Source organism: Pseudomonas inefficax, assembly GCF_032164165.1.
In the GTDB taxonomy this organism is placed as follows: Bacteria; Pseudomonadota; Gammaproteobacteria; order Pseudomonadales; family Pseudomonadaceae; genus Aquipseudomonas; species Aquipseudomonas inefficax.
In genome coordinates, this window is record NZ_CP134401.1 from 1188715 (window position 1) to 1208998 (window position 20284).

The window sequence follows — 20284 nt, forward strand, 5'->3', positions numbered from 1 at the left end:
CATGCCACCCCGCGGTTGGTCAGGCAGAAGCCACTACGAGGGCCGCGCGGCGGCCGATGCCAGGAGCTCCTTGAGGATCGTCGCCGGGTCGGCCCGCTGGTTCTGGCGGTACTCCCCAACGTGGCGAACGAACAGGGTCGCGCGGCTCACCAGGCTCTTGCCCAGGACCGGCTTGCGGTTGAGTTCTTCCTTGACCCGCTGGAACTGCGCCTGGATCACCGCATCGGTGTAGCGCGTACCACTGGCCAGGTTGTCGATGTAGATCGCCACGGCGCCATCGAGCGCGGCGCGGCCGTTGGTGATGGCTGCGGCGTACATGCGCACGGTGGTCTGGTCACCACGCGCCTTGGCCTCGGCCTGGGTGGTGCGCAGGTTGGTCAGGCGGATGTTGTAGTTGTTGATGGTCTCGGCCACCAGCGCGGCGGACTGGATCAGGTTGCCGGCAGCCTCTTCGCGCTGGCGGCCGATCAGCGAAACGCTGCGCTTGAGCTCTTCGTTGACCAGCCCCAGCTCGGCCTGCTGGCGCGGGTCGGCGGTGGCGGCGATGATGCTGTCCAGGCGCTTGGTCGGATCCTGCGCGGCATCGATGTCGTCGGTCAGGCTGGCCAGGCGCCCTACCTTCTGCCACTGCTCGAACAGCTCCTGGTAACGCGAACGGGGCGCCGACAGGGCGCCGATGGCCACCCGGAAGCCGGTGGTCTCGTTGCGCTGCTCGGTACCGTCAGCGCCGAACAGCGGGTACTCGCGGCGCATGCCGGTGAACAGCGTGCCCTCGCCTTCCAGGTAGTTGCCACCCTTGACCACGAAGCCGCCATAGGCGCCTTGCAAGCGGCCGGCATGTACCAGCTGGAACGACTCCTGAACCATTTCGGCAGCATTGCCGATCACATCGAACAGCCCCAGCGGGTTCGGCAGCCGGGTACCGATCGGCATCAGCCGTGCGGCCTGCCCGGTGCCGCCCGCCACCTGGTTGAATACCGCCCAGTCGCCGAGCGGCCCGTCGCTGTCACTACCCTGGACCTTGCGCGGGAACAGGCGCCCTTCCAGTTCCTGGCGGCTCACCGCAGAACCGCCACGGGCAGCGAACTCCCACTCCACTTCGGTAGGCAGGCGCACAAAACCGACCCCGCCGTCCTCGGCCTTGCTGCCCCGGCCACTGACCGGCAGCAGGTCGCGGTGATACTTGAGCAACCAGGCGCTATAGACCGCGGCAAAGCGCTCGGCTTCGAAGCGCGACAGCTTGACTTTGGGCAGACGCCCCGCCGCCGTGGTATCGGGCTGGCAGGCCGGCGCCGGCTCGCCGCTGGCCAGCGACTGGGCCTGAGCCATCACTTGGGCATACTGCCGGGCGGTGACCTCGTACTTGCCAATGAAATACATCATCGGCTTGAGCGGGCCTGCCTGGTCGAGCTTGGGCAAGCTGGGGGCGACGGCCTTCTGCCAATCGGCAGAAAGGTCCTGAAGGCTGAACTGGCCATTGATGAAGTCACGCCGATAACCGGAAATGAACGACTGCTGGTAGCCGGCCTCGCCCTCGCTGAACGGGTAGCCGAGGTTGACCTCGCGGTCGTCCAGGCTGCCCTGGGCCAGCACGTAGACGCTGCGCAGCACCAGCTCGCCGCCGCACGGCAGCGGCAGGCTGACGTCGCCCGGCAAGGGCTTGGGGTTGTCCAGCTTGCTGGTGTCGACCGCCTGTGCCGGGGCGCTGGCGGCAGCGGCGTTGACCGGCTTGGCAGGCGGCTCGTCGGCGCCCGGCGAACAGGCCGCCAGGCCCAGCGTTGTCAGAAGCAGAGCCGTAGCCCCGAGGCGATATTCAGACATCACGGATTCCTTGACTGGCGTCGATGCGCGTCACCCGCCAGCCACCCAGGGCAGCAGCGGCTGTGCTGGCCAGCAGCACCGCGGACAACGCAACGAAGTAATGCATTGGCAACAGATGGCTGGCGTATTCGCCAGGCACCTGCGTGAAGATCCGGTTGAGGCCCTGCTCGGCCAGCAGGTACAGGCCGCCGGCAACTGCGGCCGCCAGTACGCCGCTGTACAGCGCCTGCAGCACCACGAACAGCAGCAGCGCGGCCGTGCCGAACCCCAGCAGGCGCAGCACCGCCAGCTCACGCTGCTTGCGCTGTACCGCCGCGACCGCGCCAGCGGCGACGGCGGCCACGGCACCGGCCACGGCCAGGCTGGTGATGATCCAGAACACCAGGTCGAGGTTGCGGCTGAGCGCCTGCACCTGGGCGATCTGCGCCGCCTGGGTCGACACCAGCCACTTGCGTTCGGCGAAATAGGCGCGCAGCGGCTCGACATCGGCCAGCTCCTTGGCATACAGGCGAAACGCCGGGTACACCCGCCGGGCATCGCTGCCTGCGGCATTGCCCGGCCAGCCCAGTGCTGGCACGCCGCGCCCGTCGCGGTAGTCTTCGACCGCCTCGAGCAGGGCCAGGGAGGCGAACAGGCCATCGCGTTCGAACGCCGCCAGCGGCAGCACCGCAGCCACCTGCAGGCGGGTCTGGCGCCATTGCAGGTGCCCGGCCTGCTGCCGGCTGAAGCTGGCCTGCAGTTCATCACCGGCCGCGGCACCGAGCTTTTCGGCGGCGGTAAAGCTCAATACCACCTGCTGCAGCCCCTGCGGCGGCGCCACCTGTTGCAACAACGGGTCGCCGGCAGCAGTCGGCAGCATCTCGGCCGTCACCGCACGCCCGCGTGCCGGCAGCAACAGCTCGGCGGTAGCGGCGATCTGCCGGGTACGGGCGATGGCGAAGGCAACGTCCGGTCGCTGCGCCAGCTCATGGATGAAATCGGCGCGGAACCGACCACCGCCCAGCGGCACGATCTCGCGCACCGCCGGGTCGCGTTGCAGGCGCTCGGTCAGGCTGCCGACCAGGCCGAACTTGAGCCCGAACAGCACCAGCAAGGGCGCGATCACCGCGACCAGCGCCAGCACGCTGCACGCCGACAGCCGCGCATCGTTGCGGTAGTCCTGCCAGGCCAGGCCGGCGATCAGCCACGGGCGCATCAGACCGCCTGCGCCAAAGTGGCGGTGACGCCGCCGTCGGCATCGCGCCGGCAGGCCATGCGCAGCACGCTCAACCCGGCCCGGCGCGCCAGCGCTTCGTCATGGGTGGCGAGCACGCAGGTCACCTGGCGCGCCTGTGCCTCGCGCAGCAGCAACTGCATGACCCGCTCGGCGTTCACCGGGTCCAGCGCCGCAGTAGGCTCATCGGCCAGCAACAAGGCCGGCGCATGCGCCAGGGCCCGGGCGCAGCTGACCCGCTGACGTTGCCCCAGCGACAACGCGGCAGGCTTCTTGGCCAGCTGGTCATGCACGTCCAGCGCCTCGGCCAGGCGTTCGACGCTGCCGTCCTCGCCCAGCCCCAACAGCTGCCGTGGCAGGCGGATATTGCCACGCACATCGAGGAAACCGAGCAATCCGCCAGCCTGCAGCACGTAGCCCAGCTGCCGGCTGCGCAGCGCCGCCAACTGGTCGAGGCGGCGCTGGCGCCACAGGCCAGCCACATCGGTGCCGGCGAAGACGAAGCCCTCGGCAGCATCCGGCGCCAGCACCAGCGCCAACAGGTCGAGCAAGGTACTCTTGCCGCAGCCGCTGGGGCCGACCAGCGCCACCCGCGCGCCCGCCGCCAGCTGCAGCTGGTCGACCTGCAGGCTGTAGCGCTGGGCGCCCTGCCCGCGCGTCTTGCGCACCCCGTGCAGGCTGATCATCACGGCAGCGTCGACAACGGGACACGGTACAGGGCATCGCCCGGCTCGGCCTTGCCGAAGCGCACCCAGTTGGCCATGTCGTTGTGGAAGGTTTCGTACAGGCGGATCTTCGAGTCCAGCTCGTCGATGAAATCCTCCTGTTCGGCCACCGACAGCGACAGCCACAGGTCCTCGGTCATGCTCAGGGACTTGCTGCGGTACGGCAAGCCTTCGAGGTATTCGCCCAGCACCCCGCCCTGGGCCAGGTTGGCCCCCTTGCGCAGGGCACCCGGATCGCGGCTCATGTAGGCGCTGGCGCTGGCGATCTCGTTGAAGAAATCCCCCGGCGAACTGCGGGTCTTGCGCGCGGCGTCGACAATCAGCTTCAGCGACTGCTGCAGGTCATTGAGCTGCAACTTGGTCAGCATCACGCACACCTGCAGGCTCGGTAACGCCGGGTTGGCCAGGTCATGGTCGGCAGCCCAGGCGCTGACCAGTTGCGGCGCCTGGCTGGCGCCGTTACGGCCGAGGAAGTCCATGTGCATGGCATAACCGATCGCCTGGGACTTCGCCGCCAGGCTCGCGCCCGAGCTCAACTGGGGCAATGGCTGTGGCTGCTGTTCACGCACCTGGTGCACCAGCTGGGCGAACGTCGAGCCGATCTCGCGCACGCGCTCGCCAAAGGCGCCCACATCGCCGCCCGGCACGCCCACGTACAGGTCACCGATCTGCGGGTTGCTGTCGGCGGTAAGCACGCGGTACTGGCTTTCGGCAGCGCCATGGTTTTTCACACCGGCCGGGGTGCGCAGGTGCAGGGCGTAGATCCTGATCTGCTTGCTCAACGCAGCCTGGCGCACCTCGGCCTCGTTCATCTGCGTGCTGCTGTAAGGGTCGTTCTTGCGCAGGGCACCGGCATCGCTGACCAGCAGCACGATACGCCCGCCATAGCCCGACCAGTCCATGCCTTCCACGGCTTGCATCACGCCGGCAAAGGCATCTTCGTTGAACGAATGGCTGGAGACGCTGGTGGCCTTGACCTGCGCGGCAGCCTTGAGGAAGCGCGCCGGGTCGCGGCCCTCCTCCAGGCTGACCAGGGTCTTGCTCAGGTAGTCCAGGCCCGGGGTGCGCTTGACGCTGTTGCGAAAGCCCACCAGGCCGAAGCTGACATTGTCCAGCTCGCCCTGCGCGGCCAGTTGCGCCTGCAGTTCGCTGACCACCTGGCGCACGCGGTCGATGTAGGGTTGCATCGACACCGACGTGTCGACCACCAGGACGATACCGGTACGGAAGCGGTTGTCCGCCGCCACGGCCGCACCGGCAGCCGTGGCCGCCTGGCTGCGAACGCTGCTGCCGGGGTCGATAGAGGCGACGTTGAGCAACTGCACCGGCTGGCCGTCGGCGCCAAAGCTCTCGCGGTAGTCGAAGATCGGCATCAGGTAGAACTGGTTCTGCGGCACCGCGCTGGCGGCCGGTTCCAGGGCCAGCACCTGGGGCACCTGGTCGGGCTCGTTCTGCGCCTTGAGCAAGTCGGCGCGGGCCTTGCCGGTGTCATCGAGCAACTGCTGCAGGTCATCGGCCTGGCGCATGAACATCACCGGTGAACGGCCGGAACGCTCGGTGAACTTCAGCACCAGGCTTTGCTTCCAGTCGCTGGTTTGTGCCGCCGGCAACCAGCCGTCGCGCTGGCCGCTGCTGGAGGCGCCAACCTCCAGCCATGGCTGGCCGTCGATGTCCTTGCGCTGGTACACGTACAACACCGAAAACGCCGGCAGGGGCTCACCCGCGCTATCACCGGGCCTGGCCAGCAGTTGCGCTTCGGGCTTGCTCAGCACGCGCTGGAACAGGGTTTTCTTGCCCGGCATCAGCAATGGCCGGCCGTCCTCGCTGGCAGCCAGAGGCGGCGTAGCTGGCGTCTGTGGCTCGCTCGCGGCTTGCGCCAGGGGTGGCTGCGAAGCCGATTGGTCGTTATCAGCGGGCCACCACAACCAGGTCGCCCCCAGGCCCAGCGCCGCAGCAATGGCCACGGCCAGCAGGGCTTTGGCCGGTTTGCCGGTACTGGCCTTCGCTGGCACGCTCGGTTGCGGCCGGGTCGGCTCGGGTTCAGGCGCGGGGCTGGCGACCGGCTCAGCCACGGCGTGCGGGATCTCGATGGATACCGGCATCAGTCCGCCCAGGTCAGCCTTGCCCGGCATCGCGACCGGCAACGGCCGGATCACGGTGCTGTCCTGGTCATCGACAGGCAAGCGATCCAGTGCGGCCAGCAACGCGGCAGCATCGGCGAAGCGTTGATCGGGGTCCTTGGCCAGCAGCCCGCGCAGGATGCTTTGGTAGCGCCCATGCTCGATGGGCAGCTCCGGCAGTGGCTCGGTCAGGTGGGCCAGTGCGGTCGACAACGCATCGGTGCCACGGTAGGGCAACTCGCCGACAAGGATCTCGTACAGCACCACCCCAAGCGCATACAGGTCGGCGCGGCCGTCGATGTCCATGCCTCGCGCCTGCTCAGGGCTCATGTAGCTGGGGGTGCCGACGGCGAAGCCAGCCTGGGTGAACTGGGTGCGGTCGTCCAGCGACTTGGCGATGCCGAAGTCCGAGAGCACCGCCGTGCCGTCGGCGCGGAACAGGATGTTGGCCGGTTTCACGTCGCGGTGCACCAGCCCCTGGTCGTGGGCATACCCCAGCGCCTGGGCGATCTGCCGCACGTACAGCAAGCCCTGCTCGGGCGTAAGCCCGGCGGCGATGCGCTCCTTGAGGGTGCCGCTGGGCAGGTACTCCATGGCCATGTAGTACAGCTCGCCGACGTTGCCGATGTCATGGATGGTGGCGATGTGCGGGTGCGACAGCCGCGCCAGGGTGCGCCCTTCGCGCAGGAAGCGCTCGCAGAAGGTAGGGTCGGCGGCCAGGCTCGCGGCCATCACCTTCAACGCCACCTTGCGCTGCAGCGAGCGCTGGGTGGCCAGGTAGACACTGGCCATGGCGCCCTGGCCAATCTCGCTGTCGATGTCGAATCCGGGGATCTGCATGTTCGGGGTGCTCTTCAATTCGCCTTCACCACCACGGCGGTGATGTTGTCAGGGGCGCCACGGGTCAGCCCCAGGTGTACCAGGCTGCGGACCACCTGGTAGGGGTCGGCGTGGCCGAGCACATCGGCGATCTCGTGGTCTTCGGCGGTCTTGTTCAAGCCGTCGCTGCACAGCAGGTAGGTGTCGCCGGGCTGCACCTGCACGCTCACCGCCTGCAGTTCAAGCTGGTCCTCGACGCCGATGGCGCGGGTGACGATGTTGCCGCGCGGGTGCACGCGGGCTTCGGCCTCGTTGAGCAGGCCGCTGTCCTGCAGCTCCTGGACGTAGCTGTGGTCATGCGACAGGCGCTCGATGCGGCCATCGCGCAGCCGATACAGCCGGCTGTCCCCGGCCCACAGGCCTACGGCGCGGTCGCCGCGTGCGGCCAGCACCACCACCGTGCTGCCCATCATCGCCACGCCCCGGCGCAAGGTTTCCTCGCGCACGGCGCGGTTGACCCGCGCCAGGGTGTCGCGCAAGACCTGGGTGAAATCCTCCAGCCCATCGACGAGCGGCAACTGGCGCAGGCTGTCCACGGCCAGGCTGCTCACATAGTCGCCGGCGGCATGCCCACCCATGCCATCGGCAACGGCCCACAGGCCATCCCAGGTCAGCTCCAGGCAGGCGTCTTCGTTGATCTTGCGGACCATGCCTACATGGCTGTAGCTGGCCGCGCTGTAGTGCACACTGCTCATGCCGGCCTCGCCTCGCTGCCCAGCAAAAACGCGGCGAACTGCTCGCTGCGCGGCAGGCCCTGGCTACGCAGCAGGCCTGGCGCGATCCGTTCGCTGCCCTGCCCCCACCACAGGCTCATGCCTTCGCAGGCGCATTCGGCCAGGGCCAGGGCCCGGCCCTGCGGGGTGGTGCCGTCCAGCCGTTGCAAGCCGCCCACGGTCACGCGTGGCCCTGGCAACAATGGCCGGTCGTGACGAAAAGGCTGCAGGGCCGCCTCGAAATGCTCGAAGGTTGCCTCTGCTTCAAGTGTGCCCAGCAACGCCGCCTCAACCCCCTCGAACCACTCATCCGCGCCGCCAACGACACCTGCGATCGCCACCCCGGGCTCCAGCACCTGCGCCACGCTGAGCGGAAAATACCGCCCCACCCGGTCGATGCTCGGCATCAGCACGCCGACCACCGCATCCGGGCCACACACCCCAGGCGCCAGGGCAAAGCGCCACAACGGGCTGACCAGGTAGGCTTGCAGCCAGGCCTCGCCAAGCGCCTGCTGGCTGGCCTGGATACCGGCGGCCAACCACTGGTCCCAGGGCTGGATGAAGGTCTGCGGCAAGCCACGGCTGACGAAGTCGCCGCGGCAGGCCAGTTTTCCGTAGAAACCCACGTCGTTCACAGGTGCTCCGGCAGGCTGAAACCGCTGACCACTCGGCTGCGGAACGGGTTGAAGGCGCTGCTGGCACGCAGCTCGTATGACACGCTGGCGCCGTCCACGCGCAAGCGCAGGTTGAAGCGCTCCGGCGAGCTGCCGGCCACCAGGTCGGACTGGTCGAGCAGGCGGAACCACGCCCACGGGCCTTCCACGGTCAGCCCCGACCGGCCGCTGGCCGCTGGCGGCGCAATCGACAGGCGCACCACGCCGATGCTGTTGGGGTTGGGCCACTGCAACGCCACTGGGCGGCTCGGCCCGTGATCGTAGCTGACCTGCTGGCCGTCGAGGTCGAGCAGGAACTGGGTGATGCTGGCGTCCATCGCCACTGGCTTGAGCTCGAAGCGCACGCCTGGCTGCAGACCGTTGCCGCTGCGGAAGAAGGCATCGCGAATGGTCGCCGCGCGCTGGAAGGTGTACAGCACGCTGCTGTTGATCCCAAGCTTCTGCGCCGCACCCGGCTGCCAGCTCCAGGGTGTGCTGGAGGTGTTGACGTAGGGCTGCAGGTACTTGCGGAAGTAGCTGTCCATCACCCCGCCGACCCCGAAGAACTGGCCGAAGTCTTCCAGGGTGGCATCGCGCGAGCTGCCGGCCGCCATCGGGTAGCGGCCACTGAGCGACTGGCGGTAGACATTCAGCACTTCGCTGGCCCAGGCGGCGTTGAGCTGGTTGCGCACCCCACCCATGACCACGCCGTGGGTCGAGCCGAGTACCGAGCTGACCAGGTTCTGCACCACCTTGGGCTGGCGCGCCGCGCCCAGGGCAACCCGTTGCGCCGCCGCCTGGGCCTGGTTCTTGGCCTCGCCTAGCAGGGCATCGCCGCTGGCGCCGACCATGGCGCTGACCTGCACGTAGAGCGCATTGAGGTCGGTGAGCAAGCCGTCGATGGCGGCAGGTTGGCCTTCGCCGTTGCCGACCAGCGCGGCCAACTCGGCGAAGTGCGCCGTCACCGGGTCCTGCGTGCGGGAAGCAGGGCTGTCGACGGGCAGCGGTGCGTCGCCGAGCAGCCCGCCAAGGCGCTGGCGCAGCTGGTCGACACCGGCCTGTTCGGCCTTGTCCTGGACCTTGTCGAGTGTGGTCGGCTGCGCCAGGTTGGTTTCCCGGGCTACCGCCTGCAGCAGCTGCTTCATTGGCGAAGTGGGCCCGGACAGCACCCGCAGTACATCGGCGGCCTGGCCGACACTGGTGATCGGCACAAAGTCCAGGTCGTCGAGCAGGGCATCCCAGTGGCGGATGTAGTCCTGGTAATAGAGCTGCTGCACATCATCGGCCAGGCGCCTGGCATCACCTGCCTCGCCCGGCGCGCGGCCCAATACCCAGCGCTCTTCGGCCAGCGTGGTGCTCTGCGCCAGGCTGGCGGCAAGAAACGCCTGGCGGTAGCCCTGCACGGTGAACAGCCCCGGCAGCGGCTCGCTCAGCGGCTTGCCGCTCTTGAAGCGAAACACCAGGGCTGCATCGCGCCCGGCCGCGTCGCTGACGCGGAAATCCTCGACCCCGCCTGGCAGTTTCTGGCGCTTGACCCGGTCGTACACCCGCTGGGCCACCGGCAATTGCTGCAGCTGGCGACGGGTGTCGTCGATCAGGCGCTGGTCCAGGCGGGCATTCGGCGGGCGCTTGTCGAACAGCGCCGCCAGGTGCTGCTCCAGGGCCTTGCGCAGATCCGGCGCCAGGTCGCGGGGCAACTGGCGTTCCCAGTCGAGGGTGATCCAGGCCTTGATGAAGTCCGGGTCGTAGTGCTCGGCATCGGCCAGCATCAGGTAGGCCTTGAGGCCTTCGTAGAGGTAGTCTGACGGGCCGCCGGCGTACAGCTGTTCCTCGATGCGGGTGACCAGGCGTGGGGCGAAAATTGCGATCAGCAGCTTGCGGTACAGGCTCTGCGATTCGCTTTCGAGCATGTCGCCCTGGTACAGGCCCAGGCCTTCGGCCCAGCTGGGTGGGTCGTCGGCCAGGTGGCGCACGGCGTTGAGCAGCGGCAGCACGTCGACCACGTTGCGCTGCGCAGGGCTCAGGCCTTGCACACTTTTGCCCAGCGGCTGTAGGCGGCTGTCGACCTCGGCGATGTATTGCTGGTTGGCCCGGTAACTGACGGCCCACAAGGTGCCGACCAGCAGCACCAGGGCCACGCTCAGGGCCAGCGCGCCACGGGCGATCCACCGGCGCCGCCGCTCCACCTTCGGGTTGCTGCCGACCAGGCCACGCTCGGCGAAAGCCACGGCAGTGAACAGCCGCTCGATGAAATAGCTGCGCCCGCTACCGCTCTGGCGTGCCAGGTGCGCACGGTCCAGGCCCATGCTCTGGGCCATGCTGCCGATCAGCCGGTCGATGGGGCTGCCTTCCTGGGTGCCGCTGGTGAAATATACCCCGCGCAGCAACGCCCGCGCCTCGAAGGCGTTGGGCTTGAAGATGCCATCGAGGAACCCCTTGAGGTTGCCATGCAGGGCGGCGAACTGTTGCACGAAGCCGTAGATCAGGTCGCGCCGGGCCGGGTCGCGCTCCTGCTGCAGGCGTTCGACCAGGCGCTCGCCGAGGCGCTGCTCGAGCAGCCCGAACTCGTTGTCGAACTGCGCCAACGGGCCATCACCGCCCTGCTCGAGGGTATCCAGCGGGAAGGTCATGCCCCACACCTGGGCGCGTTCGTCCTTGCCCAGGTTGTCGAAAAACTCCATGAAGCCCGGTACCAGGTCGAGCTTGGTCAGCATCAGGTATACGGGGAAGCGCACGCCCAGCTGGCTGTACAGCTCCTGGATGCGCGCACGGATCGCCGCTGCGTGTGCGGCGCGCTCGGCGTCGCTGCCCAGCAGCAGGTCAGACAAGCTGATGGCGATGAACGCACCGTCGATCGGGCGGCGCGAGCGCTGGGTCTTGAGCAGGTCGAGGAAGCCCAGCCAGGCCGCCTTGTCGACCTGGGCGTGGCTGTCCTGGGTGGTGTAACGGCCGGCAGTGTCGAGCAGCACCGCCTGGTCGGTGAACCACCAGTCGCAGTTGCGCGTGCCGCCGACACCGCGGATGGCGCCCTCGCCCAGTTGCGCGGCCAGCGGGAAGTGCAGGCCAGAATTGACCAGCGCGGTGGTCTTGCCCGAACCGGGCGGGCCGATGATCACGTACCACGGCAACTCGTAGAGGTTGCGCCGTTCGTCACCGCCCAGGCGGGCCTTCTTCAGCAGGGCCAGTGCTTCGTCCATGCGCTGGCGCAGGGCTGACAGTTCTTCGGCGGTGGCCACGCTGGCAGGGTCCGCGGCGGTCTCGGCCGCCAGGCTTTGCATGACCTTGGCCGCCTGCTGGCGCGCCTGCACGATGCGCCAGGCACGGTAAGCGCCCCACAGCGCGAACAGCAGGACAATCAGCAGCCAGCGTGGCGTGGGCGACGCCAGCATTTCCAGCAACGGCCCGACGAACCAGATGATCAGGCTCAGGGCGATCAGGCCCAGCAGCGGGATTACCCAGCGAATGACAAAACTGAAAAACGCCTTCACTCGACGCCCTCCGCCAGAACGGTGATTTCAACCCGGCGATTCTTCGCCCGGCCCTGCGCGGTGTCGTTCGACGCCAGTGGTTCGGTGTCGCTCAACCCTTGGGCGCTGAAGCGCTCGGGTTGCCCGGTGCGCGCGGCGAGGATGCTCCTGACCTCTTCGGCGCGTGCCTGCGACAACGCCCAGTTGGACGGGAAGCGCAGCGTCGCGATGCGCTGGTTGTCGCTGTGCCCGGTGACCCGGACATTGCCCTTGACCTTGGCCACTGCCTCGGCGATGCGCAGCATCAACGGCTGGAAATCGCCCTTGATGCTGGCGCTGGCACTGGCAAACAGCTCGTCGCCGCGAATGGTCACCACCGAGCGGTCGACCGCGTCTTCTACGGCGACCCGGCCAGCCTTGATGTCATCGGCGAGGAACCCGGCCAGGCGCGGGCGCTCCACTGGCTTGGGCTGCAACACCGGGCGGTCCATGGCTTGTACCGGGATTTCGCCCAGCGCGTGAATACCTCGGAACACCGGCTCGGCATCGGCCGCCAGCTTCAGGCGCAGGCCGAACAACAACAGCAACAGCAACGCCACGGCCACCGCCAGGCCCACCCATGGCGGCACGAACTGGGCCAGACGGTCACGGCTGACGGCCACCCCACGCCAGTGTGGCGAGAGTTCACGCTCACGCTCGCCACGGGCGCTGCGAATCGCCGCAGCGGCGCGCTCGCGCAGCGCTTCGAGCTGGCTGCGGCCATCGTTCATGACCCGGTAGCGGCCTTCGAAGCCGAGGCTGGTGCACAGGTACAACAGTTCCAGCAGGTTGAGCCGTTCGCGCGGGCTCTGCAGGCAATGCTCCATCAGCTGGAACACCTTCTCACCGCCCCAGGCCTCGTTGTGCACCGTGATCAGCAAGCTCTGCCGGCTCCAGTCGCTGGCACTGCCCCACGGCGTGCTGAGCACCGCTTCGTCCAGCGCGGTGCACAGCGCATAGCGCGCCAGCAGCACCTCGTTGCGCACCACCCCGGCGGCTTCGGCACGGGTCTCGAACTGGCGCAGATAGGCCAGCAACTGCGCTCGCAGGCTGGCCGGTGCCGAGTGGGCGATGGTGTTGCGCAGCCGGGTAAGCAAGGCCAGCAACGGGCCGGCAGCCTGCTCGAGCGGGTTGAGTCCCTTGCCCTGGCCAGGTGCCAGGGGCTCGGCCGGTACCTGCAACGGCGGCAGCTGCGGTGCTGGCGCAGCGGGTTGCGGCGCAGCACGGCCACCAGGGCGCGGCATGAACTGGGTACGGTCGTTGGCCTGCGGATCGTCCGGGTGCATCACGGGTTATCCTCGAATGGCCCAGAAGGCCAGGCTCAGGCCGGGGAACTCGCCGGCGACGTAGAAGGCAAAGCCACCGGAGTGTTGCAACTGCTTCCAGTGCTCGCTGCCCCGGTCGAGTTCGAAATAGGTGGCGCCGGCATGGAACGGAATCTGCCGGGGCGCCACCGGCAACGGCAGCAGGCCGATGCCCGGCAGTTGCAGGTTGACCAGATCGCGGATGTGTTCCACCGAGCCGATCTTGCTCTGCTGACCAAAGCGGCTACGCAGGGTCTCGCTGGGCACGTCGGCACGCACCACCAGGACGAAACTGGCGCTGTCGAGCAGGCTGCGGTCGGCAAGCATGCCAACGTGGATGCCATAGGCCTTTTCGACGATGGGAATGGCCACCGCCTTGCTGTCGATCAGCGTCGACAAGGCCTCGCGCAAGGCTGCCATCACGGGGGCGAAGGTCGCCGCCAGGTCGTCGTGCTGATAGACCGGGAAGCTGTGCGGGCGGCGGCCATCGCGGGTGAAGGTAGCGAACTCGCCAGCCAGGGCCACCAGCTCGCTGTACAACCGCTCGGGGTGCAGCGGGCTCAGCTGGTTGAGGTGTTCGACCAGCGGCTGGGCACGGTTGACCAGTTGCAGCAGCATGAAGTCGGCAATTTCCGACGCCCCGCCATTGGCCGAGGCGACCACCCTGCCTGCCAGCGCTTCGCCACGCTGGTGCAGCAGGCCCAGCAACTCGCCGCAGAAGCCAGACAGTTGTTGGCTGGCTGCCACATCGAGTACCGGCGGGATGTAGCTGTCATCCACTACCAGCGCGCGATCGGCGCGCTTTTCGCGGATGCGCAGCATGCCAAGGGCGGCGTAGTCGCTCAGGCCATCCTCGCTGCGCAGCAGGCGCAGGGCGCGGCTGCCAAGGGCCAGCGGAGCACGGTTTTCGAACGGCGCGTTGTCGTCACGCACTTCGCTGACTCGGCTGATGTAACGGGCGCCAGCGACGGCTTCGCCCTCGTCGACGGTGTCGCGAGCCCCCGCCCGCTTGAGTGGTAGCCCCAGGTGGATAACGCCATCGCGCAGATCGTCGGGCACTTCCAGCGGCGCAGGTGGCAGGTCGTCACGGGGGATATCGAACGGCGTGCCGTCAGGCAGCAGGCCACGGGCGCTGAGGATCGCCACCTTGCCCTGGGCAAGCAGGCCCTGGTCGAGCAGCAGCTCGGAGAACCCCCAAGCAGCCACGCCAAGCGGGCGGCTGCGGGCATCGACCAAGTGTTCGAGGTAGCGATCATGCTGTTGGAAATGCTGGGTCGTGATGAACATGCCTTCCGACCACACCACGCGATTGTTCCAGGACATGGGGACTCCGATTGCCTAGCGGGCAGGTTCAGGTTGTGAGGTGGCCACGGCGCTGCGCACGGCACGCACATCGAGGCTGATCTGATAATCCCGCGGCGGCACCGGCAGCACGCTGCGCCACTGGGCCTGGTCGATTTCGCGGTAACCGACCACCAGGCCGATGTGGCGAGTGGCAGGATCGAGCGGGCGTTCCAGGCGCAATTGCCCACCGGGCTGCAGCAGCACTTCGTCCTGGTCGATCAGGTCGGCGCCGAGGGTGGCCTGGGCGCGCTCGGCCAGGGCGAAGTAGTCGGCGCGGGCGAAAGCCGCGCTGTTCTTCAACTCGTACAGGCGCACGCGTACCGGCGCTGGCGTGCCGCCAGGGCCGGGGTTCAGCCCCTCGGCGGCACTGAAATACAGGGTCACGGCTGCGCTGTCCGGGGCACTGTCGGCAGCGGGGGCAACCGGCGAGTCCTTGCTACAGGCAGCCAGCAGCACCAGGCTCAGGGCTGCGACCAGTCGTATTGCTTTCATCCTTGTCCTCTTGACGTACCGTGGTCTTCCTGGGGGCGCTCAGCTACGTTGCAAACGGCTGCTGTGGGCCTCGTAGGCGCGGCTGAATTCGCGGCCGAACAGTTCCTGGAAATCGTCTTCGGCCTCACGGGAGATCTGCCCGTAAAGCTCGGTGAACTGCTGCCAGCAGTGGGCCTGACGCGAACCACCGAACAACTTGGCCAGCCCGGCCGCGGGTGCCAGGCGCTGCTCCAGGCGCGCCGGCTGGAAACACTCGAGCAAGTGCTTGATTGCGGCCTGCACACCCGCCATCACCGCCAACTGGTGAGCGCGCACATCATCGAAGCTTTCGCGCACGGCCTGGTCCGGCGCCATGAACGCCTGGTTGCCGTGACGCAGCAACAGCAGCAACGCCTCGTCGGCATTGGGGGCGAACTTCAGCGGGTTGTTCTGCACCGGGGCAATGGTGGTCTGCTGCATGCGGAACTCGCCCTTCAGGCTGCTGCGTGCACGCAACACATCGATCAGGCCCTCTACCATCAGGCGGTAGCTATGGCCGATGGCTTCCATCTGCGCGGCAGCGTCGGCGGCGTCGATGCGCAGGTGCTCGATACCAGCGCCGCGCAGGAACGCCTGCAGCAACGCGTCGCTGCTTGCAGCCGGCGCAGGCGCAGCGGCCGGTGCTGCGACCGGTGCGCTCGCCGCCGGCTGTGCAGATACTGCCGGAACGGCTGGCGCAGGGGGCGCTGTCGGGGCCGGGGTCGGGGTCGGGGTCGGTGTTTGTACCGATGCCGGTGCCGAGTCGAAAAGGTTCCAGTCTTCCGGGATCATCCCCGGCGCAGCCGGTTCGACGGCTGGGGCAGGCGCCACCAGCGGGGTTGGCGGGCGGAAGTCGTGCTGCTGAGCCGGCACATGGTCGGGCTGGCTGACCGGCGGCACGCTCGAGGGGCCGAGGAAGTCGAACAGGTCAGGCAGCGTGTCGTGGTTCGACGCACCTTGCAGGAACGCAGCCGGCGCACCGGAAATCGCCGGGGCTGGGGCGGCTGGGGCCGCCACCTGGTTGGCCATCAGCGCCTCGAAACTGTGCGCCTGGGGTTCGCCATCCAGGGCGCCGGGCAGGTTCGCGTCGATGCGCGCCTGTATCTCGTATTCGCCAATGCGGATAACTTCGCCATCCAGCAATTGCTCACTGTTACCGCGACGCAAGCGAATACCGGCGCGAACTAATTCCACACCGTTCGTACTGTCATCGGTCAAATAATATCGCCCATCCTTGAACTGGATCACACAATGCCTGGCCGATACCAACCGCTCCGGATCAGGAAGTACCCAGTCATTATCCGTCGCGCGGCCAAGCGTGATGGCACCGGTTTCCAACCGCATCTCCGGGCATTGGCCGGGAGTAATCTTGTGGTAACTAGTGATATTTAGGCAAAGTGCCATCACGCCTCCATGCATCCATTTAAAACGTCGATCCATCCATTTGAGTTACTTTTTCACAGCCACTCAAAAATGGCTGAACCCCTTGATTTACGGGGCTTTGCACATACAACCGAACATGCCAGGGCTATTCAAAGCCAACGCCGAGGCTCACCGAATGGAACCGGACGAGCGGTGCCCGGTAACTGCCAACGAATTCACAGGTGGCACTCGGGGGCGCGTAGCTTACCTTGACACTCGCGAATAAATAAACCATAAATGCGCAACTTCGAAGTGCCAAAACAATATCACCATGATATCACTCCGGCACTCTTTGGAAAGTTTGTGCGCCAGTTCACACTTGCAACTACGCACACACAACACGCCCTCACCAAGGGCCGATATGGAGATCGAATTCTGGTGAACGCATCGCCGTTGCTCGCCGCTGTTTCCGCTGACTTCCCCTGCGGCGATGACCTCGAATATGACGCCGAGTTTCTGCAACTGGAACGTGACGCCCAGGGCCGCCCCGAGCGCGTCATGGGCGACGCTGTGCAGCCTGCAGAGCCACCGCAGTGGCGCGATATCGAGCAGGCAAGCACGACCTTGCTGCAACGCAGCAAGGACCTGCGCATCACCCATTTCCTGCTTCAGGCCAACCTGGCCCTGCACGGCCTGCCAGGGCTTGCCGCCAGCCTGGAACTGATCCGCGACCTGCTCGGCGAGTATTGGCTGCACCTGCACCCACAACTGGACGCCGCCGACGACAACGACCCAACGGTACGGGTCAACGCCCTGGCCGGCCTGACCTGCGACACCAACATCGCGCTGCTGCGTGACGCCGTGCTGGTGCGCTCACGTGCCTTCGGCCCGGTCACCCTGCGCGCGGCGCTGCACGCCGCAGGCGTGCAGCATTTCGCCAGCGAACAGCTCAGCGCCGAGGAACTGGCCGCCGCCCTGCGTGACGCCGACGCCGACCAGTTGCAGCAATGCCAAGAGGCGTTGCGGCTGGCCCGCGAGGCCGTGGACGCCATCGAGAACCGGGTCAACGACCAGGTCGGATCGGCCAGTGGTATCGATTTGTCAGCCTTGCGCCAGCCGCTGCGCCAGGTGCAGCAGGTACTGGCCGACTACTGCCCCGACGGGGCGGGCCCAGCCCCGGAAGCCGCTAACGCGCCATCTGCCGAAAGCGATGACGACCGGCTGACGATCGCCGGTGCTGCCCCCGACACACGGCCGGCTGCCCGCCCCGGCGAAGTCAACAGCCGCGAAGACGTGCAGCTGAGCCTCGACCGCCTGTTGCAGTACTACGCACGCCACGAACCCTCCAGCCCGCTGCCGGTACTGCTGCACCGGGCGAAGAAGCTGGTCAATGCCGATTTCGCAACCATTGTGCGCGACCTGATCCCCGATGGCTGGTCGCAATTCGAGAACCTGCGCGGCCCCGAGGACAACTGACGTCCTCGGCCCGCATCAACACCGACGCCCGCAACAAACAGCCCCGCCGCACCGGCGACCAGGAGGAACAACGTGGCGAAAGACAGCTCCCAGAAATTCATCGCGCGCAACCGTGCGCCGCGGGTGCAGATCGAATATGACGTCGAGCTCTACGGCGCCGAGAAGAAAGTCCAGTTGCCGTTCGTCATGGGCGTGCTGTCGGACCTTGCCGGCAAGCCGGCCGAGCCGCTGCCAGCGGTGGCCGAGCGCAAGTTCCTGGAAATCGACGTCGACAACTTCGACTCGCGCCTGAAGGCGATGAAGCCACGCGTGGCCTTCAACGTGCCCAACGAACTGACCGGCGAAGGCAACCTGAGCCTGGACATCACCTTCGAGAGCATGGACGACTTCAGCCCGGCCGCCGTGGCACGCAAGGTCGATGCCCTCAACCAGTTGCTCGAGGCCCGCACCCAATTGGCCAACCTGCTGACCTACATGGACGGCAAGACCGGTGCCGAGGACATCATCCTCAAGGCCATCAAGGACCCGGCCCTGCTGCAGGCCCTGGCCAGCGCACCGAAACCCGTCGACAACGAGCCCAAGGCCTGAGGAGACAGCTCATGAACGATCCATTGCGCGACGCCCAGGGCCAGCCGGCAGCTGCCACCCAGGACCCGAGCGAGTTCGCCAACCTGCTGCTGCAGGAATTCAAGCCCAAGACCGAACGTGCCAAGGAAGCGGTAGAAAGCGCCGTGCGCACGCTGGCCGAGCAGGCCCTGGCGCAGACCAGCCTGGTATCCGACGATGCCATCGGCTCGATCGAGCAGATCATTGCCGCCATCGACGCCAAGCTGACCGCGCAGGTCAACCAGATCATCCATCACGACGACTTCCAGCAGCTGGAAAGCGCCTGGCGTGGCCTGCACTACCTGGTGAACAACACCGAGAGCGACGAGCAGCTGAAGATTCGCGTGCTCAACGTCTCGAAGACCGAGCTGCACAAGACCTTGAAGAAATTCAAGGGCACCGCCTGGGACCAGAGCCCGGTGTTCAAGAAGCTGTACGAGGAAGAATACGGCCAGTTCGGCGGCGAACCCTATGGCTGCCTGGTCGGCGACTACTACTTCGACCAGTCGCCACCCGACGTCGAGCTGCTGGGCGAGATGTCGAAGATCTGCGCCTCGATGCACGCGCCGTTCATTGCCGCCGCCTCGCCGACCGTGATGGGCATGGGCTCCTGGCAGGAACTGAGCAACCCGCGCGACCTGACCAAGATCTTCACCACACCGGAATATGCCGGCTGGCGCTCGCTGCGTGAGTCCGAAGACTCGCGCTACATCGGCCTGACCATGCCGCGCTTCCTGGCGCGCCTGCCTTATGGCGCCAAGACCGACCCGGTAGAGGCGTTTGCCTTTGAAGAAGACACCGACGGCGCCGACAGCAGCAAGTACACCTGGGCCAATGCCGCCTATGCCATGGCCGTGAACATCAACCGTTCGTTCAAGTATTACGGCTGGTGCTCGCGCATTCGTGGCGTGGAGTCGGGTGGCGAAGTGCAGGGCCTGCCGGCGCACACCTTCCCCACCGACGACGGTGGCGTGGACATGAAGTGCCCGACCGAAATCGCCATTTCCGACCGCCGCGAAGCGGAGCTGGCCAAGAACGGTTTCATGCCGCTGCTGCACAAGAAGAACACCGACTTCGCTGCCTTCATCGGTGCCCAGTCGCTGCAGAAGCCGGCCGAATACGACGACCCGGACGCCACCGCCAACGCCAACCTGGCCGCGCGCCTGCCGTACCTGTTCGCTACCTGCCGCTTCGCTCACTACCTCAAGTGCATCGTTCGCGACAAGATCGGCTCGTTCAAGGAGAAGGACGAGATGCAGCGCTGGCTGCAGGACTGGATCCTCAACTACGTCGACGGCGACCCGGCGCACTCCACCGAGACCACCAAGGCCCAGCACCCGCTGGCAGCGGCCGAAGTAGTGGTCGAGGACGTCGAAGGCAACCCGGGCTACTACAACTCGCGCTTCTACCTGCGCCCGCACTATCAGCTCGAAGGGCTGACCGTGTCGCTGCGCCTGGTATCGAAGCTGCCTTCAGCCAAAGGGGCCTGACCGCCCCCGGGGCTGCCTGACAGCCCCAACTGCACCAAACCGCCAACCTGACGCGTAATACCGAGGACATCATGGCTGTAGATATTTTCATCAAGATCGGCGACATCAAGGGCGAGTCCCACGACAAGGGCCACAAGGACGAAATCGACGTGCTCAACTGGAGCTGGGGCATGTCCCAGTCCGGCAACATGCACATGGGCAGCGGCGGCGGCTCGGGCAAGGTCAACATCCAGGATCTGTCGATCACCAAGTACATCGACAAGTCCAGCCCCAACCTGATGGCCCACTGCTCCAGCGGCAAGCACATCGACAAGGTCAAGCTAACCGTGCGCAAGGCCGGTGGCGAGAGCCAGGTCGAGTACCTGATCATCAACCTTGAAGAAGTCATCATCAGCTCGCTGAGCACCGGTGGCTCGGGCAGCGACGACCGCCTGACCGAGCACGTGACCCTGAACTTCGCCAAGGTCACCGTCGACTATCAGCCGCAGAAAGCCGACGGCACCAAGGAAGGCGGCCCGATCAAGTACGGTTGGAACATCCGCTCCAACGTCAAGATCTGACC

The 20284-nt window shown here is 66.9% G+C and carries 15 protein-coding genes; 4 read left to right on the forward strand and 11 right to left on the reverse strand.

What is annotated here, in order from left to right; genetic code table 11:
- Positions 1-33: 33 nt before the first annotated feature.
- From RIN61_RS05310 to tagH, 11 genes are read right to left on the reverse strand one after another with little or no spacing between them, the layout of a single operon-like run.
- Positions 34-1821, reverse strand: a complete 1788-nt coding sequence (locus tag RIN61_RS05310; protein ID WP_207879258.1) for a formylglycine-generating enzyme family protein — start codon at positions 1819-1821, stop codon at positions 34-36.
- Positions 1814-3016: an ABC transporter permease family protein gene (locus tag RIN61_RS05315; RefSeq protein WP_112253448.1), complete on the reverse strand. Its 1203-nt coding sequence runs from the start codon at positions 3014-3016 to the stop codon at positions 1814-1816. Before RIN61_RS05315 ends, RIN61_RS05310 begins: the two co-directional genes overlap by 8 nt.
- A complete protein-coding gene (locus RIN61_RS05320) occupies positions 3016-3720 on the reverse strand; it encodes an ATP-binding cassette domain-containing protein (protein ID WP_112253447.1) in 705 nt (234 codons plus the stop codon). The genes RIN61_RS05315 and RIN61_RS05320 overlap by 1 nt, the downstream gene beginning before the upstream one ends.
- Positions 3720-6719 (reverse strand): serine/threonine-protein kinase, encoded by a 3000-nt coding sequence (locus tag RIN61_RS05325; RefSeq protein WP_313856102.1) that lies wholly within the window; start codon positions 6717-6719, stop codon positions 3720-3722. The genes RIN61_RS05320 and RIN61_RS05325 overlap by 1 nt, the downstream gene beginning before the upstream one ends.
- A 14-nt stretch (positions 6720-6733) precedes the next feature.
- Positions 6734-7453 carry a PP2C family protein-serine/threonine phosphatase gene (locus RIN61_RS05330; protein ID WP_112253445.1) on the reverse strand — a complete coding sequence of 240 codons (720 nt, stop codon included), beginning with the start codon at positions 7451-7453 and terminating at the stop codon, positions 6734-6736.
- A complete protein-coding gene (gene tagF / locus RIN61_RS05335) occupies positions 7450-8106 on the reverse strand; it encodes a type VI secretion system-associated protein TagF (protein WP_112253444.1) in 657 nt (218 codons plus the stop codon). The genes RIN61_RS05330 and tagF overlap by 4 nt, the downstream gene beginning before the upstream one ends.
- Entirely contained in the window at positions 8103-11612 is a 3510-nt protein-coding gene (tssM, locus tag RIN61_RS05340; protein ID WP_207879249.1) for a type VI secretion system membrane subunit TssM, read from the reverse strand. Before tssM ends, tagF begins: the two co-directional genes overlap by 4 nt.
- Positions 11609-12916 carry a DotU family type VI secretion system protein gene (locus RIN61_RS05345; protein ID WP_112253442.1) on the reverse strand — a complete coding sequence of 436 codons (1308 nt, stop codon included), beginning with the start codon at positions 12914-12916 and terminating at the stop codon, positions 11609-11611. The genes tssM and RIN61_RS05345 overlap by 4 nt, the downstream gene beginning before the upstream one ends.
- Positions 12917-12922: 6 nt before the next feature.
- Complete coding sequence (gene tssK / locus RIN61_RS05350; RefSeq protein WP_112253441.1) at positions 12923-14257, reverse strand: type VI secretion system baseplate subunit TssK; 1335 nt, start codon at positions 14255-14257, stop codon at positions 12923-12925.
- 15 nt (positions 14258-14272) lie between these two features.
- Complete coding sequence (gene tssJ, locus RIN61_RS05355) at positions 14273-14770, reverse strand: type VI secretion system lipoprotein TssJ (RefSeq protein ID WP_207879246.1); 498 nt, start codon at positions 14768-14770, stop codon at positions 14273-14275.
- A 39-nt stretch (positions 14771-14809) separates the two neighbouring features.
- Positions 14810-16192 (reverse strand): type VI secretion system-associated FHA domain protein TagH, encoded by a 1383-nt coding sequence (gene tagH, locus RIN61_RS05360; protein ID WP_313856112.1) that lies wholly within the window; start codon positions 16190-16192, stop codon positions 14810-14812.
- Between the two features lie 396 nt (positions 16193-16588).
- Here tagH and tssA point away from each other — a divergent pair, with 396 nt between their 5' ends.
- The 4 genes from tssA to RIN61_RS05380 all read left to right on the forward strand — a co-directional run bounded on the left by tssA (position 16589) and on the right by RIN61_RS05380 (position 20282).
- Entirely contained in the window at positions 16589-17626 is a 1038-nt protein-coding gene (gene tssA / locus RIN61_RS05365) for a type VI secretion system protein TssA (RefSeq protein WP_207879241.1), read from the forward strand.
- Positions 17627-17698: 72 nt separating this feature from the next.
- Complete coding sequence (gene tssB, locus RIN61_RS05370) at positions 17699-18214, forward strand: type VI secretion system contractile sheath small subunit (protein WP_025340314.1); 516 nt, start codon at positions 17699-17701, stop codon at positions 18212-18214.
- An 11-nt stretch (positions 18215-18225) separates the two neighbouring features.
- On the forward strand, positions 18226-19722 hold the full coding sequence (tssC, locus tag RIN61_RS05375) for a type VI secretion system contractile sheath large subunit (RefSeq protein WP_133974866.1): 1497 nt from the start codon (positions 18226-18228) through the stop codon (positions 19720-19722).
- Between the two features lie 71 nt (positions 19723-19793).
- Positions 19794-20282, forward strand: coding sequence for an Hcp family type VI secretion system effector (locus RIN61_RS05380; protein WP_112253436.1), 489 nt, complete (start codon positions 19794-19796; stop codon positions 20280-20282).
- Positions 20283-20284: the final 2 nt, after the last annotated feature.